Source organism: Vibrio agarivorans, from assembly GCF_030409635.1.
In the GTDB taxonomy this organism is placed as follows: domain Bacteria; phylum Pseudomonadota; class Gammaproteobacteria; order Enterobacterales; family Vibrionaceae; genus Vibrio; species Vibrio agarivorans.
The window spans coordinates 370,610-385,310 of record NZ_JAUFQF010000001.1 but is presented as its reverse complement, the minus strand read 5'-3'; the positions used below and the strand labels follow the sequence as shown (position 1 = coordinate 385,310).

The 14,701-nt window shown below is 43.2% G+C and carries 16 protein-coding genes; 8 read left to right on the top strand and 8 right to left on the bottom strand.

The window, feature by feature from the left end:
- Positions 1–389: 389 nt before the first annotated feature.
- On the top strand, positions 390–620 hold the full coding sequence (locus QWZ05_RS01665; RefSeq protein WP_264875604.1) for a hypothetical protein: 231 nt from the start codon (positions 390–392) through the stop codon (positions 618–620).
- Positions 621–631: 11 nt separating this feature from the next.
- Here the strand turns inward: QWZ05_RS01665 and QWZ05_RS01660 are convergent, their stop codons facing one another.
- Positions 632–1,555, bottom strand: a complete 924-nt coding sequence (locus tag QWZ05_RS01660) for a LysR substrate-binding domain-containing protein (protein ID WP_264875605.1) — start codon at positions 1,553–1,555, stop codon at positions 632–634.
- Positions 1,556–1,750: 195 nt separating this feature from the next.
- On the opposite strand from QWZ05_RS01660, the gene QWZ05_RS01655 reads away from it, so the two are divergent.
- Both QWZ05_RS01655 and QWZ05_RS01650 read left to right on the top strand, forming a co-directional pair.
- On the top strand, positions 1,751–2,662 hold the full coding sequence (locus tag QWZ05_RS01655) for a YeiH family protein (protein WP_264875606.1): 912 nt from the start codon (positions 1,751–1,753) through the stop codon (positions 2,660–2,662).
- A gap of 172 nt (positions 2,663–2,834) precedes the next feature.
- Positions 2,835–3,074 carry an HP1242/YdcH family protein gene (locus QWZ05_RS01650; RefSeq protein ID WP_264875607.1) on the top strand — a complete coding sequence of 80 codons (240 nt, stop codon included), beginning with the start codon at positions 2,835–2,837 and terminating at the stop codon, positions 3,072–3,074.
- A 47-nt stretch (positions 3,075–3,121) separates the two neighbouring features.
- Here the strand turns inward: QWZ05_RS01650 and QWZ05_RS01645 are convergent, their stop codons facing one another.
- Positions 3,122–3,604, bottom strand: a complete 483-nt coding sequence (locus QWZ05_RS01645) for an SRPBCC family protein (RefSeq protein WP_264875608.1) — start codon at positions 3,602–3,604, stop codon at positions 3,122–3,124.
- A gap of 184 nt (positions 3,605–3,788) precedes the next feature.
- On the opposite strand from QWZ05_RS01645, the gene QWZ05_RS01640 reads away from it, so the two are divergent.
- Complete coding sequence (locus QWZ05_RS01640) at positions 3,789–4,241, top strand: putative pterin-binding protein (RefSeq protein WP_264875609.1); 453 nt, start codon at positions 3,789–3,791, stop codon at positions 4,239–4,241.
- An 11-nt stretch (positions 4,242–4,252) separates the two neighbouring features.
- Positions 4,253–5,290, top strand: coding sequence for a GGDEF domain-containing protein (locus tag QWZ05_RS01635; protein ID WP_264875610.1), 1,038 nt, complete (start codon positions 4,253–4,255; stop codon positions 5,288–5,290).
- A gap of 213 nt (positions 5,291–5,503) precedes the next feature.
- Here the strand turns inward: QWZ05_RS01635 and QWZ05_RS01630 are convergent, their stop codons facing one another.
- Positions 5,504–7,942, bottom strand: a complete 2,439-nt coding sequence (locus tag QWZ05_RS01630; RefSeq protein WP_264875611.1) for a putative bifunctional diguanylate cyclase/phosphodiesterase — start codon at positions 7,940–7,942, stop codon at positions 5,504–5,506.
- Positions 7,943–8,977, bottom strand: a complete 1,035-nt coding sequence (locus tag QWZ05_RS01625) for an ABC transporter substrate-binding protein (protein WP_264875612.1) — start codon at positions 8,975–8,977, stop codon at positions 7,943–7,945.
- Between the two features lie 122 nt (positions 8,978–9,099).
- On the opposite strand from QWZ05_RS01625, the gene QWZ05_RS01620 reads away from it, so the two are divergent.
- Positions 9,100–9,489 (top strand): thiol-disulfide oxidoreductase DCC family protein, encoded by a 390-nt coding sequence (locus QWZ05_RS01620; RefSeq protein WP_264875613.1) that lies wholly within the window; start codon positions 9,100–9,102, stop codon positions 9,487–9,489.
- A gap of 73 nt (positions 9,490–9,562) precedes the next feature.
- Here the strand turns inward: QWZ05_RS01620 and QWZ05_RS01615 are convergent, their stop codons facing one another.
- Positions 9,563–10,993, bottom strand: a complete 1,431-nt coding sequence (locus QWZ05_RS01615; RefSeq protein ID WP_290296136.1) for a methyl-accepting chemotaxis protein — start codon at positions 10,991–10,993, stop codon at positions 9,563–9,565.
- Positions 10,994–11,316: 323 nt separating this feature from the next.
- Between QWZ05_RS01615 and QWZ05_RS01610 the strand changes: the two genes are divergently transcribed.
- On the top strand, positions 11,317–11,616 hold the full coding sequence (locus QWZ05_RS01610; RefSeq protein ID WP_290296135.1) for a hypothetical protein: 300 nt from the start codon (positions 11,317–11,319) through the stop codon (positions 11,614–11,616).
- 74 nt (positions 11,617–11,690) lie between these two features.
- On the opposite strand, the gene QWZ05_RS01605 is transcribed toward QWZ05_RS01610, so the two are convergent.
- Positions 11,691–12,035, bottom strand: coding sequence for a HopJ type III effector protein (locus QWZ05_RS01605; protein ID WP_290296134.1), 345 nt, complete (start codon positions 12,033–12,035; stop codon positions 11,691–11,693).
- A gap of 107 nt (positions 12,036–12,142) precedes the next feature.
- On the opposite strand from QWZ05_RS01605, the gene QWZ05_RS01600 reads away from it, so the two are divergent.
- A complete protein-coding gene (locus tag QWZ05_RS01600) occupies positions 12,143–12,790 on the top strand; it encodes an endonuclease III domain-containing protein (RefSeq protein ID WP_290296133.1) in 648 nt (215 codons plus the stop codon).
- A 77-nt stretch (positions 12,791–12,867) separates the two neighbouring features.
- On the opposite strand, the gene QWZ05_RS01595 is transcribed toward QWZ05_RS01600, so the two are convergent.
- Both QWZ05_RS01595 and QWZ05_RS01590 read right to left on the bottom strand, forming a co-directional pair.
- Positions 12,868–13,836: an ABC transporter permease subunit gene (locus tag QWZ05_RS01595; RefSeq protein WP_264875618.1), complete on the bottom strand. Its 969-nt coding sequence runs from the start codon at positions 13,834–13,836 to the stop codon at positions 12,868–12,870.
- Positions 13,836–14,687: a taurine ABC transporter ATP-binding protein gene (locus tag QWZ05_RS01590; RefSeq protein ID WP_290296132.1), complete on the bottom strand. Its 852-nt coding sequence runs from the start codon at positions 14,685–14,687 to the stop codon at positions 13,836–13,838. Before QWZ05_RS01590 ends, QWZ05_RS01595 begins: the two co-directional genes overlap by 1 nt.
- Between the last annotated feature and the right edge of the window lie 14 nt (positions 14,688–14,701).

Sequence of the window (14,701 nt, the reverse complement as noted above, 5' to 3'; positions counted from 1 at the left end):
GACCTCTACTGTTTCACGTTGAAATCGAAGACTTAGGAAATTCCATTTTGGAATATCTAAAAAATAGATAATTCATTTCTGAATATCAACCTTATTTCCTTATAGTAGTGCCCGAGTATTTCACTCAGAACGAGCGTGACTGTTATTTTGTCCGTGAGTGAGATTACGCCTTCCCTTGTGAGCCGCTACTTAGCAGGGTATTGAGGCAGTCTAGAAGTGCATCGGACACTTGTCCCCTCCCGCAATAATGCGGGAGGTTTTTTTCTTTTCTTCCCCCAGCCTTTCATTATGCTCAGAAAATTCTGACACGAATTTGTCATACTATTGTTGTTTAGAGAACATTCGCCCTTTAGCCTGTGTGTTCATTTTTAAAGCAACAGGCAAAGTCAATGACTGCGATGACAATCGATATGAAGGGAAGCGACATAGCAAACAAGGAAAGCACACGAATAGAGACAGCCAAGTTTCAGGAACTCATGTCATTTGTTAAGCGAATGAGCAGCGAGCAAATGGCCCGCTTGGAAAAAGAGCTCGCTCAACACAAAAATCGCAAAAAACAACCATTGCTTTCTGACGAAGAGATCAGCGTCATTCAATCGCTATTTTCAAGCAAACGCTAACGTAATAACGCTCAAACATCCCAGCGTTGAACAAACTCAATAAATCGATTGAGTAGCGGCGTACGATACTTCTGTTTGTGAATCACTATCGAGTATTGACGACGCAGTGGTTCTCGTAAGTAAATTTTACCGATTTGATCGGTGATACGGCTCGACTCTAATGAGTGATTCGACATACAAGATAAGCCTAAACCTGCACAAACCCCGTTAATTATCGCGGTTGTCGAACTAAACTGATAAGCCTCTTGCCATAACGCTATTGATGGCGCGACATAATTCAGAAAATAGTCCCGGCTTCCTGAGCCATGCTCTCTCAACAGCCATCGTTCTCCCGAAAGCTGTGTTAAATCAACATTACGCTTTCCCGCATACTGGTTATCTAGCGGGCAGATCACGACCATTTCATCTTCGCCAAACGGTAAGGTAATAAGATCTGGGTGCTTAACCTCTCCTTCTGTGAGGCCAATATCGATTTTATATTCGAGTATCTGCCTACACAAAATATCGTTGTTAGTAATCTTGATATCTGGGTCTACGAATAGATCAACACCTCTCTCACGATCGTCGTACTGAGTAAGCTGTTCACTGAAGTTCGCTAGCATATAAGGCAATAAATGGTTACCTATCGTTTGGCTCGCACCGAGTTTTATAGAGCCACTAAACTGACTTTGTGTGTTGCCAAAACTCTCTATTTCGGTATATCGCGCCAGTAACTCATCGGCGAGCGGCAATAACTGCTTCCCCTGCAGGTTGATCACCAATCGGTTGTTAACACGATCAAACACGGAATGCCCCAACTGCTTTTCAAGATCCGACAGAGCCAAGCTCACCGCAGCTTTAGAAATAAAAAGACGGCTAGCAGCTTCACTTAACGTGCCATATTTAGAGACATGGGCGAAAACGTTGAGTTGCTTGATAGTGATATTTGATGCCATGTTTAGCTTTTCTTAACCTTAATAAAGTAAGTTTAAATATATTTAAACAAAGTTTCCATGTACTATTTTCGCATCCGATAGCTTACTCACTGAGTTTCGTAACCGAATCAAGCTCAAAATAGTGAGAGCCAATAACATTATCGCATGGACAGTGACCTTAAGAACAAACTTGGATGGTTCTTTAAGTAGAGACACATGAACAAAAAGACACTATTTTTCGCAGCTGGACTACTCTGTTTGATGCCGTGGATCACCTCTCCGCTGGCGCTTATCTTAGGTTTCGCACTTTCCTGTTTTGGGCTAGTTCCTGAAAATATGGACATCGGAAAGTGGACCAAGAAACTGTTGGCTTACTCTATTGTTGGCTTAGGTTTTGGTATCCATTTTCAAGAAGCGCTTGCCGTCACTGGTAATGGCCTAGGACTTATCGTCACTAGTATTCTTAGTACCTTTATTGTCGGTATGCTTATCGCTAAGTTACTTAAGCTCGACACTGTTTTGAGCTACTTGATCTCTGCCGGTACAGCTATTTGTGGCGGTAGTGCAATTGCTGCTGTCGCACCTGCCATCAAAGCCAAAGACGAACCTATTGGTCTTGCTCTTGCCACCATTTTTGTTCTCAACTCGATCGCATTGTTTGTCTTCCCTGTAATTGGCCATGCACTTGACCTTGATCAAGCCACTTTTGGCACATGGGCTGCGATTGCTATTCACGATACTTCATCCGTTGTGGGTGCAGCATCGGCTTACGGCCAAGAGGCATTAGTGACTGGCACAACATTAAAACTGTCACGTGCGCTTTGGATTGTGCCAGTCGCATTTATTAGTGCGCTGATATTCAAAAATGATAACGGCAAAGTGACCATTCCCTACTTCATCTTATTCTACTGCGCTGCGATTTTAGTGAGTGATTGGTTACCGCAGTTTGAAGTGGTCTATCAGAGTATCTTCGCGATAGCTAAACAGACCTTAGTTGTCTGCCTTTTCTTAATTGGTAGCGCTATCTCGATTGACAAGTTAAAAGCTGCCGGACTTAAACCAATGATTCTTGGCGTGTCACTTTGGGTGTTCATCTCGACGGGCTCACTGCTTTGGCTACTTGCTTGATTAAACCCAGAAATGTATGAAGTTTCATTAGTTGCATATCATTAAAAATCGTTAAAGCGTGCTTGCGATCATACATCTCAACAATCACTGATTGAGTAAACGCAAATTTCGATTTGTCATCTATACTCAAATCATTAGCGCTTTCAATCCGCAGTTACCGAAAGGAGACACTATGCTAGGTGAAGTACATTCTCTTACTAACGATTTTCCAGAGCACGAAGCCGCCATCAACAAGTTGAAAGAGACGGATAGCGATTTTCTGGATAGCATGAAGGAATACGATGCCCTTGATAAAAAAATTCGCACCCTCGAACTGAATGGCGCTCCGATTGGTGATGACGAGATGCACAAACTTAAGCATGATAGAGCAGTAATGAAAGACACCCTTTATAAGCGGGTTGTTTCAGCTTAACCAAGGCAAAATTGATATCTAAATAGAGCTGCTCTGAAAAGGCAGCTCTATTTTTTTTTACATCCTGTTTCAGATACCAAACATTCTAACCATTTTTGATGATAACGTTCGATCCCTCTGGGAGCATAGAGTTGAGTGAACCACGTCATCCCGCCTCTCTGTGTGGCTTCGGTAATGACTTTGCACCCTGACGATGTTTCATTGATCAGCCACGCGTGATACATCTCTGATTCGCCAAGACGCCCCTTCCATGCAATTCTTCGGTTTTCCTCATATTCCACCACAGTACATTTGAAACGCAACAGACCCGCCTTCCATAGAAACATACTGCCACGTTCTAGGCGCTCTGCATCACCAGAAATCATCTGTACTGACGTTCGGCTATGCCGCCACCCAGGCCAACACGCTGCGTTGACAATGCTCAGCCAGATTTTTTCTGGCCGACTGTCACTCACCATCTCATTTTTAACATGGATACGTGAATTCTTGGGATGATAGTAATCAGGCCATTGAATTTGCGATTGCTTCACTACCACCTCTCCTAACTAAATGCCCTTCTAAAGATTAGTCATCACTCAGAATTTTTCCAATGCCCTGTTATCTTCAACCAAGTTTAGTTATTGATTAAAACAAAGAAATTACTACTGGTAAGATGGCATAGCGCTATTTGGAGTCCTAAACTGAAAGTGTTAGCCACTCTACAAGGAACTCTCTATGTATAAATTATGGGCTCTAGTTTTGTCATTACTTTCATTCAATGCGTTGTCTTTTGACCTTACGTTAATCGATAAAGAGGGAAACAAGCACTCGTTCACTAAGGAGCAACTTCTCGAACTCGAACAGCATCAGATAAACACTGAGCTGCCTTGGATTGAAGGAAGTGCCGAGTTCTCTGGTATTTATGTTCAAGATTTAATCTCACAAGCCGATCTGACTATGCCAGAGCAAATCACCTTTGTTGCACTCAACGACTACAAAGTTACCGTCCCGTCAGAAGACTTTACTGCGATAAAGCCTGTCTTCGCGATATATAAAGATGGTGAAGCGATGTCGGTTCGCGATAAAGGCCCTTATTGGCTCGTCTACCCGTTGTCAGATAGGCCAGAAATTAATGAACCCGACACACATGCAAAAATGATATGGCAAATTAAAGAGATCCATTTCTAAAGGGCATCGCTATGATCAAAGGTTCAACGCTTAATATTACTAAAGTTGTACTGTCGATTCTCATCGCGATAGTGTTAGTTGTAAACTTGAAAACCGTTGACCGAATAGATCGCGTCAATACCGCCTTCACTAGTCGTCACAACGAAGCGACATGGTTCGTTTTTCAACTGGTGAAGGAGTATTCTAACTTTCTTATGCTGACTCGCAGTAACCCAATAGACTTCGAGCAACTGTGGTTGTCCTACGACATCACATGGAGTCGCTTTGATATTCTACTGAATAGCCAAGAGTCGGCTAACTTCATAAAAGCGGCCAATTTTCAAAGTTATTTCAATGAAGAGTTCAACAGACTAAAGGCATTAGAGCCATCGATAAAACTGGTTGAAGCGCAGCAAATTAACGCAAACCTTCTGTCGAAAAAGGTACAGTTGACATACCAAGATCTCATCAATTTCATCAATGAAAATTTTCGCTTACAGAGCCCTATCGTTGAACAAAAAACTAAAGAGATGAACGAGTTACTGCTATTGCATCGGCTCTCTCTTGCAGCACTGTCGATTTTGTTCATTGCCGTCATTATTATATTTATCTTTGAGTCGCGTTTCCGTCATCAAGTGACCATCAGTGATTCACTAACTAAACTGCATGACCGCTCTGCTTTGATGCGTTTTGTCAAAAATGCGTCTCATGAAGATGAAAATTACAACCTTATGTCACTTCAAGTGCGTAACTTAGATGAAATAAACCAGAAGTACGGACTGGACTATGGTGATATTGTACTCGTTAACCTCGCCGACAAGCTGTCTAAACTTGTGCCCAAAGGCTGTCAAAGTTACCGATTCAGTGGAAGGCAGTTTATTGTCCTTGGTCACTGCAAGGAGGGTGAACAAGAAAAAGAGATCATCAAAGCCATTAGGGTTGAGATGGAAAAGCCAATCGAAGTCGGTAGCCTAACCTTTATCTCAGATGTGGCTATCAAAGTTGAACAAGTGCCCAAACGCTTGATTCTCGACCATCTCACTTCCCTATCTAGAGATGATACACGATAGCCAGCATGGCCTGATAGTTATGTGTTTACCATTTGCCTTAACCTCTAAGAACCAACAATATAGAGACCGAATATACCAAGCGCCCCATAGTGTCCTACAAAGCACTTGCTAAATCTCTTTCATTTCCTATCCAAATTCATTACACCAAAAACTTAACCGGACAATGTCATGTTACCCGACAGTTCCTAGAGGTACCTGTTGATTTATTGTTATTCATGACTTCTGGTTTTGTGTCGATTGACCTTGACGTAGGTTATATACGGTTGCCTGATTTGGCAGTTTTTCTAGAGTGACAGCGGGATCGTAATTCTGGATAAACTCTAAAAATTCATCGCCCTCTAACGGCATACTCAAAAAGTATCCCTGCAATAGGTCACAGTTGTGATTGATCAGATACTCGCATTGCTCAGCACTTTCAACACCCTCTCCCACCACTAACGAACCACATGAGTGTCCTAGCGCTATCATCGAGTTCACCATCTCCTTATCATTACCCGGCTCAATGATCTTGTCGATAAAGCTCTTATCAATCTTCAACTCATCAACAGGGTAGTGTAATAACTGATTAAAGGCTGTATAACCCGTACCGAAGTCATCCAGAGACACCTTGAAGCCCATGTCACGCAATTGCCCAAGCACCTCAATAGTCAACTTCGAGCTTTTGACATAACTGGTTTCCGTGATTTCAATAATAATTTTTTCAGACGGAATCTCAAGGCGCTCAATCACACTCTTTACACTCCAAACGAATTTACGGTTGTAGAGTTCAAGCGCTGACACGTTGATTGAAATCGACCCCTCGTAATCCGTTTTATCTACCAACTCCTTGTAGTAATTGAGTGCATTTTCTATCACCCAATAATCAATCTTTGTGATTAGGTTATTTTGCTCTGCGATTGGAATAAACTCATCAGGCCCCACCCCTAAATCTCTGAGGGTTGGACAAAAGATCAACGTTTCAAAGCCATCTATATTAAGGTTAGTACCACAAAAAATCGGCATAAAACGCAGTTTGAAATCCCCTTTGTCACAGCATTTCACTAACATTTTCGCGATCATGTCTCGGCGCTCTAACTTATCGACAAGCTCTTGGTTGTACACGCACAGACTAACATCGCTACTGTCCAACTTCGCTTCACGCATCGCCTCTGTAATACCTTTATGCCAGAGCTCATCGTTACCCACTGATTCTAAAGGAAATACCGCCGTAGCCATTCTCGCTCTGAAGTTAAAATAGTCAACTGATAGATTGCTAGAAAGCGACTTATTAAACTCTTTAACTTGTGCGACAAGTTGATTTGGCTCGTCTATTTCAACAATCGCAATAAACTGATTCCCACCAAAGCGCGCAATCGAATAATCGTTACAGCCAAACCCCGAAGCAGCTTGGTGCTCACTGATCATTTGGCGTAATTGGATAGCAAATTTGACCAACACTCTATCACCGACTTCAGTACCATACAGATCATTGATTTTCCTGAACTCTTTTATGTCCCAACAAACGACAAAGCAGTTTTGGTTCGAGTAACTATCTAGGCGTAAATCTAGATAGTTAAAAAAAGAACGGCGGTTCGCTAGCTTAGTAACTTGGTCGAATTCGGCTTCAAATTTCAGCTCTGTTAACGAGTCGATATAAGCATTCTTGATGCGATCGACTTCAGACTTTCCATCAGATCGCTTGAAATATCGTAACTGCATACCACCTGCCGAGACGTCATTGACCAGTCGTTTGAGTGGCGATATTAACTGCTTATGCACCACAATATGCACCACGATAAGAATACCAATAAACACCAAGCTGAAATAAATCGATGTTGTAAAAATAATATTTGCTTTGGCGGTATCAAATTCTTCTTCAGCAATATTGACTTCGACCTGAAAGTGACTACTCTTCATCAACACTGACATACCTTCCTCTGCTTCTGTCATTGTTTCGATTTCCATAGTGCTCGAATTCTCGCTGCCATAAACTTTTAATGGTTCTATCTTTAATATCGTGCTGTCACTATTCTTATACTCAGTGACAATATTGGAAAGCTGGTCTAGAGGGCCATCTACTATGAGTAGATATCGGTCGGTGTTACGTTGTGCCCGGCGGTCACGCAATACAAGCGAAGGGTCTACAGCAATGGTATATAGATAGCGCAACTCCCCTGTCAATGACGTATAGATTTGGCCACTATTAACATATTTTCCACTATTTAGCAGGTTGGTATAGGTGTCAAAAGCCATGTTGTAGATTTTGTCCGGTATCAACAAGTCTTCGAATGGACTGGTGCGGTAGGTGGACAGGTTGAGATCAAAAGCAGGGTCCAAAATAAAAACATGTCTCACACCAAAACGATCGTTTTTGCTCTGATTAAGCGATTTCAAAATTGAGTGCTCTAGCGTAGATAGAAAACTCGCCCCATTCGGGTTTTGAATATAACGTAAGAATTGTGGTGACGTCGCAATATCATTAGCGTGCCCAGCTAAGCTCAGCTGTTCGTACTCTGAAGCGGAAAGAGCAGAATTCACACGACTCACAATGTCATCCAGCACTAAATGTTTGTGTTGTGCAAACTGATGTTGGTATACCACGTAACCGACGCTCACAAAAACAAGCAGCAGCGCAGGCAAAAGTAATAAATTCAGCTTCTTATATAAGGACATCTACTTCCTCAAGCTTTCTGTTATTCTATTTCTTATTCTTAGTGCATCTTCTGACATTCTTCGATAAATATAGCTTCGATCGATAACGCTTTGGGGAGGAAACAGTTCTCGGTCTTGAGAATACTCTAACGATGTAAGCTCACGCGCTTTGGAAACAGGTGTCGAAAACCATGCGTCTTCAGCATTCACTGCGGCGTTATCTGGCTGGGTAATGAAGTCAATGAAAGTAAAAGTATCTGGATTGATATTCTTTTTTTGCACAACCGCAAGACACTCTAACCACAAAGTCGTTCCCTCTTCTGGAACAACATAACCCCAAGGCTCTCCTTCAGTATGCTCATTGAGCACATAGCTATCCCCTCCATAACCGAACGCGACATCAATGACATCGAGCTTATTTGGCATAGATAGATACTCAAGCACATAGTTACTCGAATACAGATACCCAGCTTGCTTTTCCAGTATTGGATACACTTTTTTCAAAGCATCTATATCGTCAGAGAATGGGTCTTGCTCAGCCAGTAGCATTGCACCTCCAACAAGATCAGTCGGTTCATAATACATCGCAATTCGGCCTTTCAACCTTTCTTGTGGTGCATAAAGGGCTGCCCACGATGTTGGCGTCTCCACTCTATCGGTTCGATAGAGAATCCCAGTAGTGCCCCAAGCGTAAGGGATCCCATAGTCTCCACAAGCCTTCAGCCAGCGGTCATCAAATCGTGCCGCTAACGATTGTTGAAATTCACGCATGTTAGTGAACAGTCCTTGCTCCGCCAAAATTGACAACCGTACACTCTCTACTACCACTACATCAAATGATCGCCCTCTCTCACTGAGAATCACTTCATCACGAATAGACTCGTCTGAGAAGTACTGCTGAAACACTTTAATACCCGTTTGAGATTGAAAGTCAGCGAGTACTTTTTCCGACATAAACTCCTCCCAATTGTATAAGTGGAGTCCTTTATCATCTGCGTGCACCGAAGCCGCAGCTGCAATCATTAATAGGTAACTCAGCTTAATGGGTCTTGTCATCCAGCCCTCTCCTTTGTTTTTCTTCTCTATTTAGCCTAGTTAAAGAAAATCAAATTGTGCAAATAAGTGCAGATCTATCAACATAATTGGCTCGTAATAATGGCAGGCAATAAGGAAGTGATATGAGTGAACTAGTGTTGTATTACGATGGTAAATGTCCGCTTTGCAGCAAAGAGATAGATCATTTGCGCAAACAGGATAAGAGTGGAAAGTTGCTTTTAATAGATGTGCACAGTGAACGGTTTCAGTCGCAAAACTCCGTGACTAAAGAAGAGGCAATGCTCATTTTGCATGCCATTGACCAGCAAGGCACACTCTATTTGGGCTTAGATGCGGCGCACAAGGCTTGGTCTTTGTTGGGGAAAAGGTGGCTCTATGGCCCTCTACGCTTGCCGTTGATTAAACCGATAGCTGACCGGTTGTACGTTTGGTTTGCAAACAATCGTTACCCACTTTCTGCACGGCTTCTTGGCAAAGCCTCATGTGACAGTGGGCGCTGCTATAAACGTTAACTACAATCAATAACAATCGGATACAAAAAAGGGCTCATTCGAGCCCTTTAACTTTAACCCTTATGTGATTAAGCTACGTGCGATAAGCGCTTAGAACATTACCCAATGCCTCAGAAGCTTGAGCAACTTCTTGCACACCAAGGTTATTCTTCTCCGCGACGGCTTTAATTTCATTGGCTTGATTACGAACATCACTCAACTGGCTTGCAATGTCGTTCGCGACAGAGCTCTGCTCTTGCGCCGAGCCAGAAATTTGAACACTCATAGAAATAAGTGATCGTGCTGACTGAGCTATGCGATCAACGTCAGAGCCAATCTCTGTCACCAATTCACTGCTTGATTGTGCTTGTTGCACGGTTTGCTCTGTAATTGTGCTGATACTCTGACTTTCAGTTTGCAGCTTTTCAATCATCGCTTGAATTTCGACAGTCGCTTGTTGCGTCCGACCTGCAAGCGTTCTTACTTCATCAGCAACAACCGCAAAGCCACGACCTTGCTCACCGGCGCGTGCGGCTTCAATTGCAGCGTTGAGTGCCAGTAAGTTGGTCTGTTCAGAAATCGCGTTGATTGTGGTAATTACCTCATTGATCTGGGTCGTACCGTCATTCAAGCTCTCAACAGATACTGAGGTTTGTTCAATTAACTGAGCTAAGTGAGCGATCTCTTGAACCGCCGATTCCACGCGACGATGGCTGCTCTCGACATAATCTGCATCACTTTCGGTTTGCGCAGTCGCTTGATTTGCTACTGTTGATACTTCTTGTGCAGACGCGGTCATCTCTTCCATTGCGGTAGCAACCGAGTCTAAAGAGGCATATTGTTGATTGATTTGAGACTCACTGTGCTTAAGCTCGTCACCAAAGCTTTGTGAAATCTCACCAAGTTTGTCCGAGTTACCCTTTACAACATTAACTAGAGTCGCCAACTTATCCATTGCCGCGTCAAGCGCGCAACCGATAGTACCGAACTCATCACGACCTGCATGGAACCCGAGACGAGAAGTCAGATCACCCTCGGCAATTTTCTGTGTAGTGGTATACAAAACCCAAAGTGCACCGCCAATAAAGGTGGCGACCCAATAGCTAAAGATACCGAATGGAATAACCCAAAGGAGACTCAACAAAAAAGTGTTTCGAGCTGACGATTTCGCTTGGGCATATTCCGAAGCCATATTACTGGTTAGCTGCAAAACCTCGCCTGAAGCAGTGCGAGCCGATGCGGTCACTACCCCACCTTTAAATTCTGCTGCTGAAGCCGCTCGAATAACTTGCACATTATTGAGGCGAATATCGCTGGCTTGTTGTGACGCAGAAGCAATACCCTCAATTTTTGCTTGAGTGACTGCAATCGCTGTCTGCTCAAATTGTTGAACTGAATCGCTATATCGACCGCTAGATACGGTTAGTAAAGCCGCGAGAAATAGACCAAAAATCACCCAAACTTTGTCATTGATAGACATTTTGATAAATAGTGCATCAATTTTTCGAAAATCAACTTCTTTCATAATTTCAATTCCAACGGTTCCATCCGGTTAAATAGATAAGGTTCCATGCTTTATGGGGCATTGACTTAGTCAATGCTGAGCATGCGTTATATTTATGTGTCGGCATATTCAATCAAATATTTAGAGCGACAACACCATTTGAAATGTAATTCTGCAATTAAACCCATACTTATGTGACACTTGTCACGCAAATACTCTTTGTTAGGGTCACAAATCAATATCAATGATTATTGATTAATCACTCTAGAGTGAGAGTAGGATCACGCCAGATGGTTTAATGTCGACTATATTTGAATGTAAATTCGCCATAGGACAAGATAGTTATGAGCAAGTACGATGTTACCAATATCGAATATCGTGGTGAAACTAATGGTGTACACAGTTGGAGTTCACCAAGTGGTCAGCCTTATTACTGGCATCCAGACTGGTTGCATATCGCGGAAGATGCAACAGGTTCACACCCTAAACAACCACTTGACGTTAAAGATGGCCACCAACCAACCAAAGAGCACGCGATTGGCGCAATTTTAGCGCACCTTAATGACTGGGCGAGCGAGAAGCTTTCTGACCATCCGGATATCGAGACTGATGCGCATGAACAGGAGTTTAACCTCAAGAAATAGCCAACTATCAACGTCAGATTAAGAACCACTATCATAAAAGGCTAAAAAATATCCCGCTGTAAAGCGGGATATTTTTATTTTTCAGAAAGCGCTTGGGCAGTAAACGCTACACCCCCCCAGCCAGTGACCATAAAGTTGCGAATGTTCGCATGATCGTTACCGTCGGGGTTGATTAATACATCATCACGATAGAACGCACCAAAGCACGCTAGGGTCTCTTGCTCTGTTAACGACTGCGCCTGACCAAAAGCGAATATTTTACAAGATCCATTATTAGTATTGGCTTCATTTAGCGCCTCACCATTGCTAAACGCGACTGGCGTAAACTCATAAAGGGCATCAATGACAGCCATTGTGTCTGCAAACTCAATACTCTCTGGTTGCTGCTTTAACTGATTAAGAAACTGATTTAATTCCATTTGCCATTCCGTATTGATATCGATAAACATAAGATACTGCAAACTTTTGATTGCTGAGTCAAACCTCTGTTCTAAAATAATCAAGGATCAAACTAAACGAGCTGGGTATGACATCACAAGCTATCATCAACGACGTATTCCGCCAATTAGAAGACCATTATGGTTATTTTGATTGGTGGCCAAGTGATCATCCCTTTGAAATCATGGTGGGTGCAATCCTAGTACAGAACACCAATTGGCGTAACGTCGACAAGGCTTTGAGCAACCTCCCAGCACCTCTTACGCCTCAAAGCCTCTCAGAAATCGATCTTGAAGACCTCGCACAACTGATTCGGCCAAGTGGATACTACAACCAAAAGGCGATTAAACTCCAAGCATTACTCAAATGGTTTGAGCGTTACGACTACGACCACAACGCATTAGCCGCAATCAACATGGAAGCACTACGTTATGAGCTATTGGAAATAAAGGGGGTTGGCAACGAAACTGCGGATGTTATTCTAACCTATGCGTTAAATAAACCCTCTTTCGTTGTTGATGCATATGCTCGTAGAATCTTCTCACGCTACGGTCTTGATGTACCGAAAAACTATGATAAATTTCGGCTACTTGCTGATGGAACACTTAAGCACCAATCAGCAAAGTATGGCTATTTTCACGGTTTGATGGTCGAACACGGGCAACAGTTTTGTAATAAGAAGCCTAAGTGTGATGAGTGTCCACTAGGTGTAAAATGTCAAAAGCTTGAAGTCTGAATGTATAGGAAGGTGCTGCGTGCTGCCAAACATCAGCAACACGCATAACGGACAAACTAGATTTAACCAAAAGCGGGTTAATACCCTTTCCAAGGCACCAATTTCTTCTCTAAATAGCGCATCAGCATATCAAAGGCATAAGCAATTACACCGATGATGATGATGCCCGCGATAACGACGTCGGTGACAAGAAACTCTGCGGCGTTGAGTACCATAAAGCCAATACCGGCTTCTGCGGCAACCATTTCACTTGCGACCAAGGTTGTCCAGCCAAAACCAATACCGATTCGCAATCCAGTGAGAATTTCTGGCAACGCACTTTTGATAATGACGTGATAAAGGACTTGGGCTTTAGAGGCTCCCATAGAATATGCGGCTTGAATCTGTTCGCTGCGTGCCGAGTTAACACCTGCTCTTGCGCTCAAAGCAATGGGTGCAAACATCGCAAGATAGATAAGGGTCACTTTACTGGTCTCATCAATACCTAACCATATAATTACCAAAGGTAAGTAAGCTAGCGGCGGTAATGGACGATAGAACTCAATCAAGGGGTCAAACACGCCACGAACCCACACGTTTGAGCCAATCAAAATGCCGATCGGCACTGCGGTTGCGACCGCTAAGAAAAAGGCGCCGAAGACACGCCCTAAACTCGCTGCTAGATGATCAGTCAAAGAGACACCGGAAAACCCGTGAACGACCAAATCACCAAAGCGTTCAATCACAGCACTCGGAGTAGGAAGAAATAGTGGCTTAACCCACCCCATTTCTGTCACAAGAGCCCACAAACCGATGAAAAAAATGCTCGCAATAACCGATATGATTCTCGAGTCGCCTTGACCTGGTTCACCATAATAATTTGCTGGCGTCAGTGTTCTACTCTTGATGCCCTGAATTAGCATATAAAATGGTGGGGTACGATGAATAACACTCTCTTGCTGCTCTGGCACTTCGATTTTCGAAGGTTTATCGCTGCCGATATCTTGTGGCGAAGCTACTGATTCTTCGTTAAATTCTGCTTCGCTAGTTAATACTGCTTGATTCATTATGCTACCTCCGCGACTTCATCTTGGTGAATGATGGACAAGATTTTTTCGCGCATCTCGATAAAGTCTGGCATCGATTTCACTGCCCTTGCATCGCGACACTCTAGGAATCGTTTGTTGAAGTCCAACTCAAAACTGTGTGTGATTCGGCCTGGCCTTGGTGACATAACGATCAACCGTGACGCCATAAACAGTGCTTCTTCTACACTATGGGTGATAAAAAACATCATCTTGTTGGTGGTTTGCCACGCATCTAATAACAGCTCTTGAAGAGTCTCGCGAGTCAGAGCATCCAGTGCACCTAACGGCTCATCAAGCAATAGAATACTAGGGTCGTTTGTCAGTGCGCGGGCGATACCAACACGTTGCTGCATCCCCCCTGATAGCTGGTAAATTTTGTGCTGATGGAAATCTTCAAGACCCACTAATTTCAGATATTTCGCCGCTTTCTCTAAGCGATCCTGCTTATCAACACCACGCAGCTTCAAACCAAATGCTGTATTTTCAATTACGTTAAGCCAAGGAAACAACGCATGCTTTTGGAACACGACACCACGGTCAGCGCTTGGTCCAGTGATTTGGTCACCAATATCTCGGCCCATTGCCACTCTAGGAAACCCTTCGATGGATGAATCTCCAAGTGTTAAGTAGCCTTCTGACGGTGTAATAAAGCCAGCCATTAAGTTGAGTAGCGTTGTTTTGCCACAACCTGATGCCCCTAACGCTACAACCAATTCACCTTGCTCTATTTCCAAATTGAGCCCCGACAGCGCTCTCACTGGCTCTCCGCCTTGACGGTCTTCATAAATCACAGATACATCATGGATTTTAAGTGTTTTCTCTGTCGTCATACGTTACTTCCTTG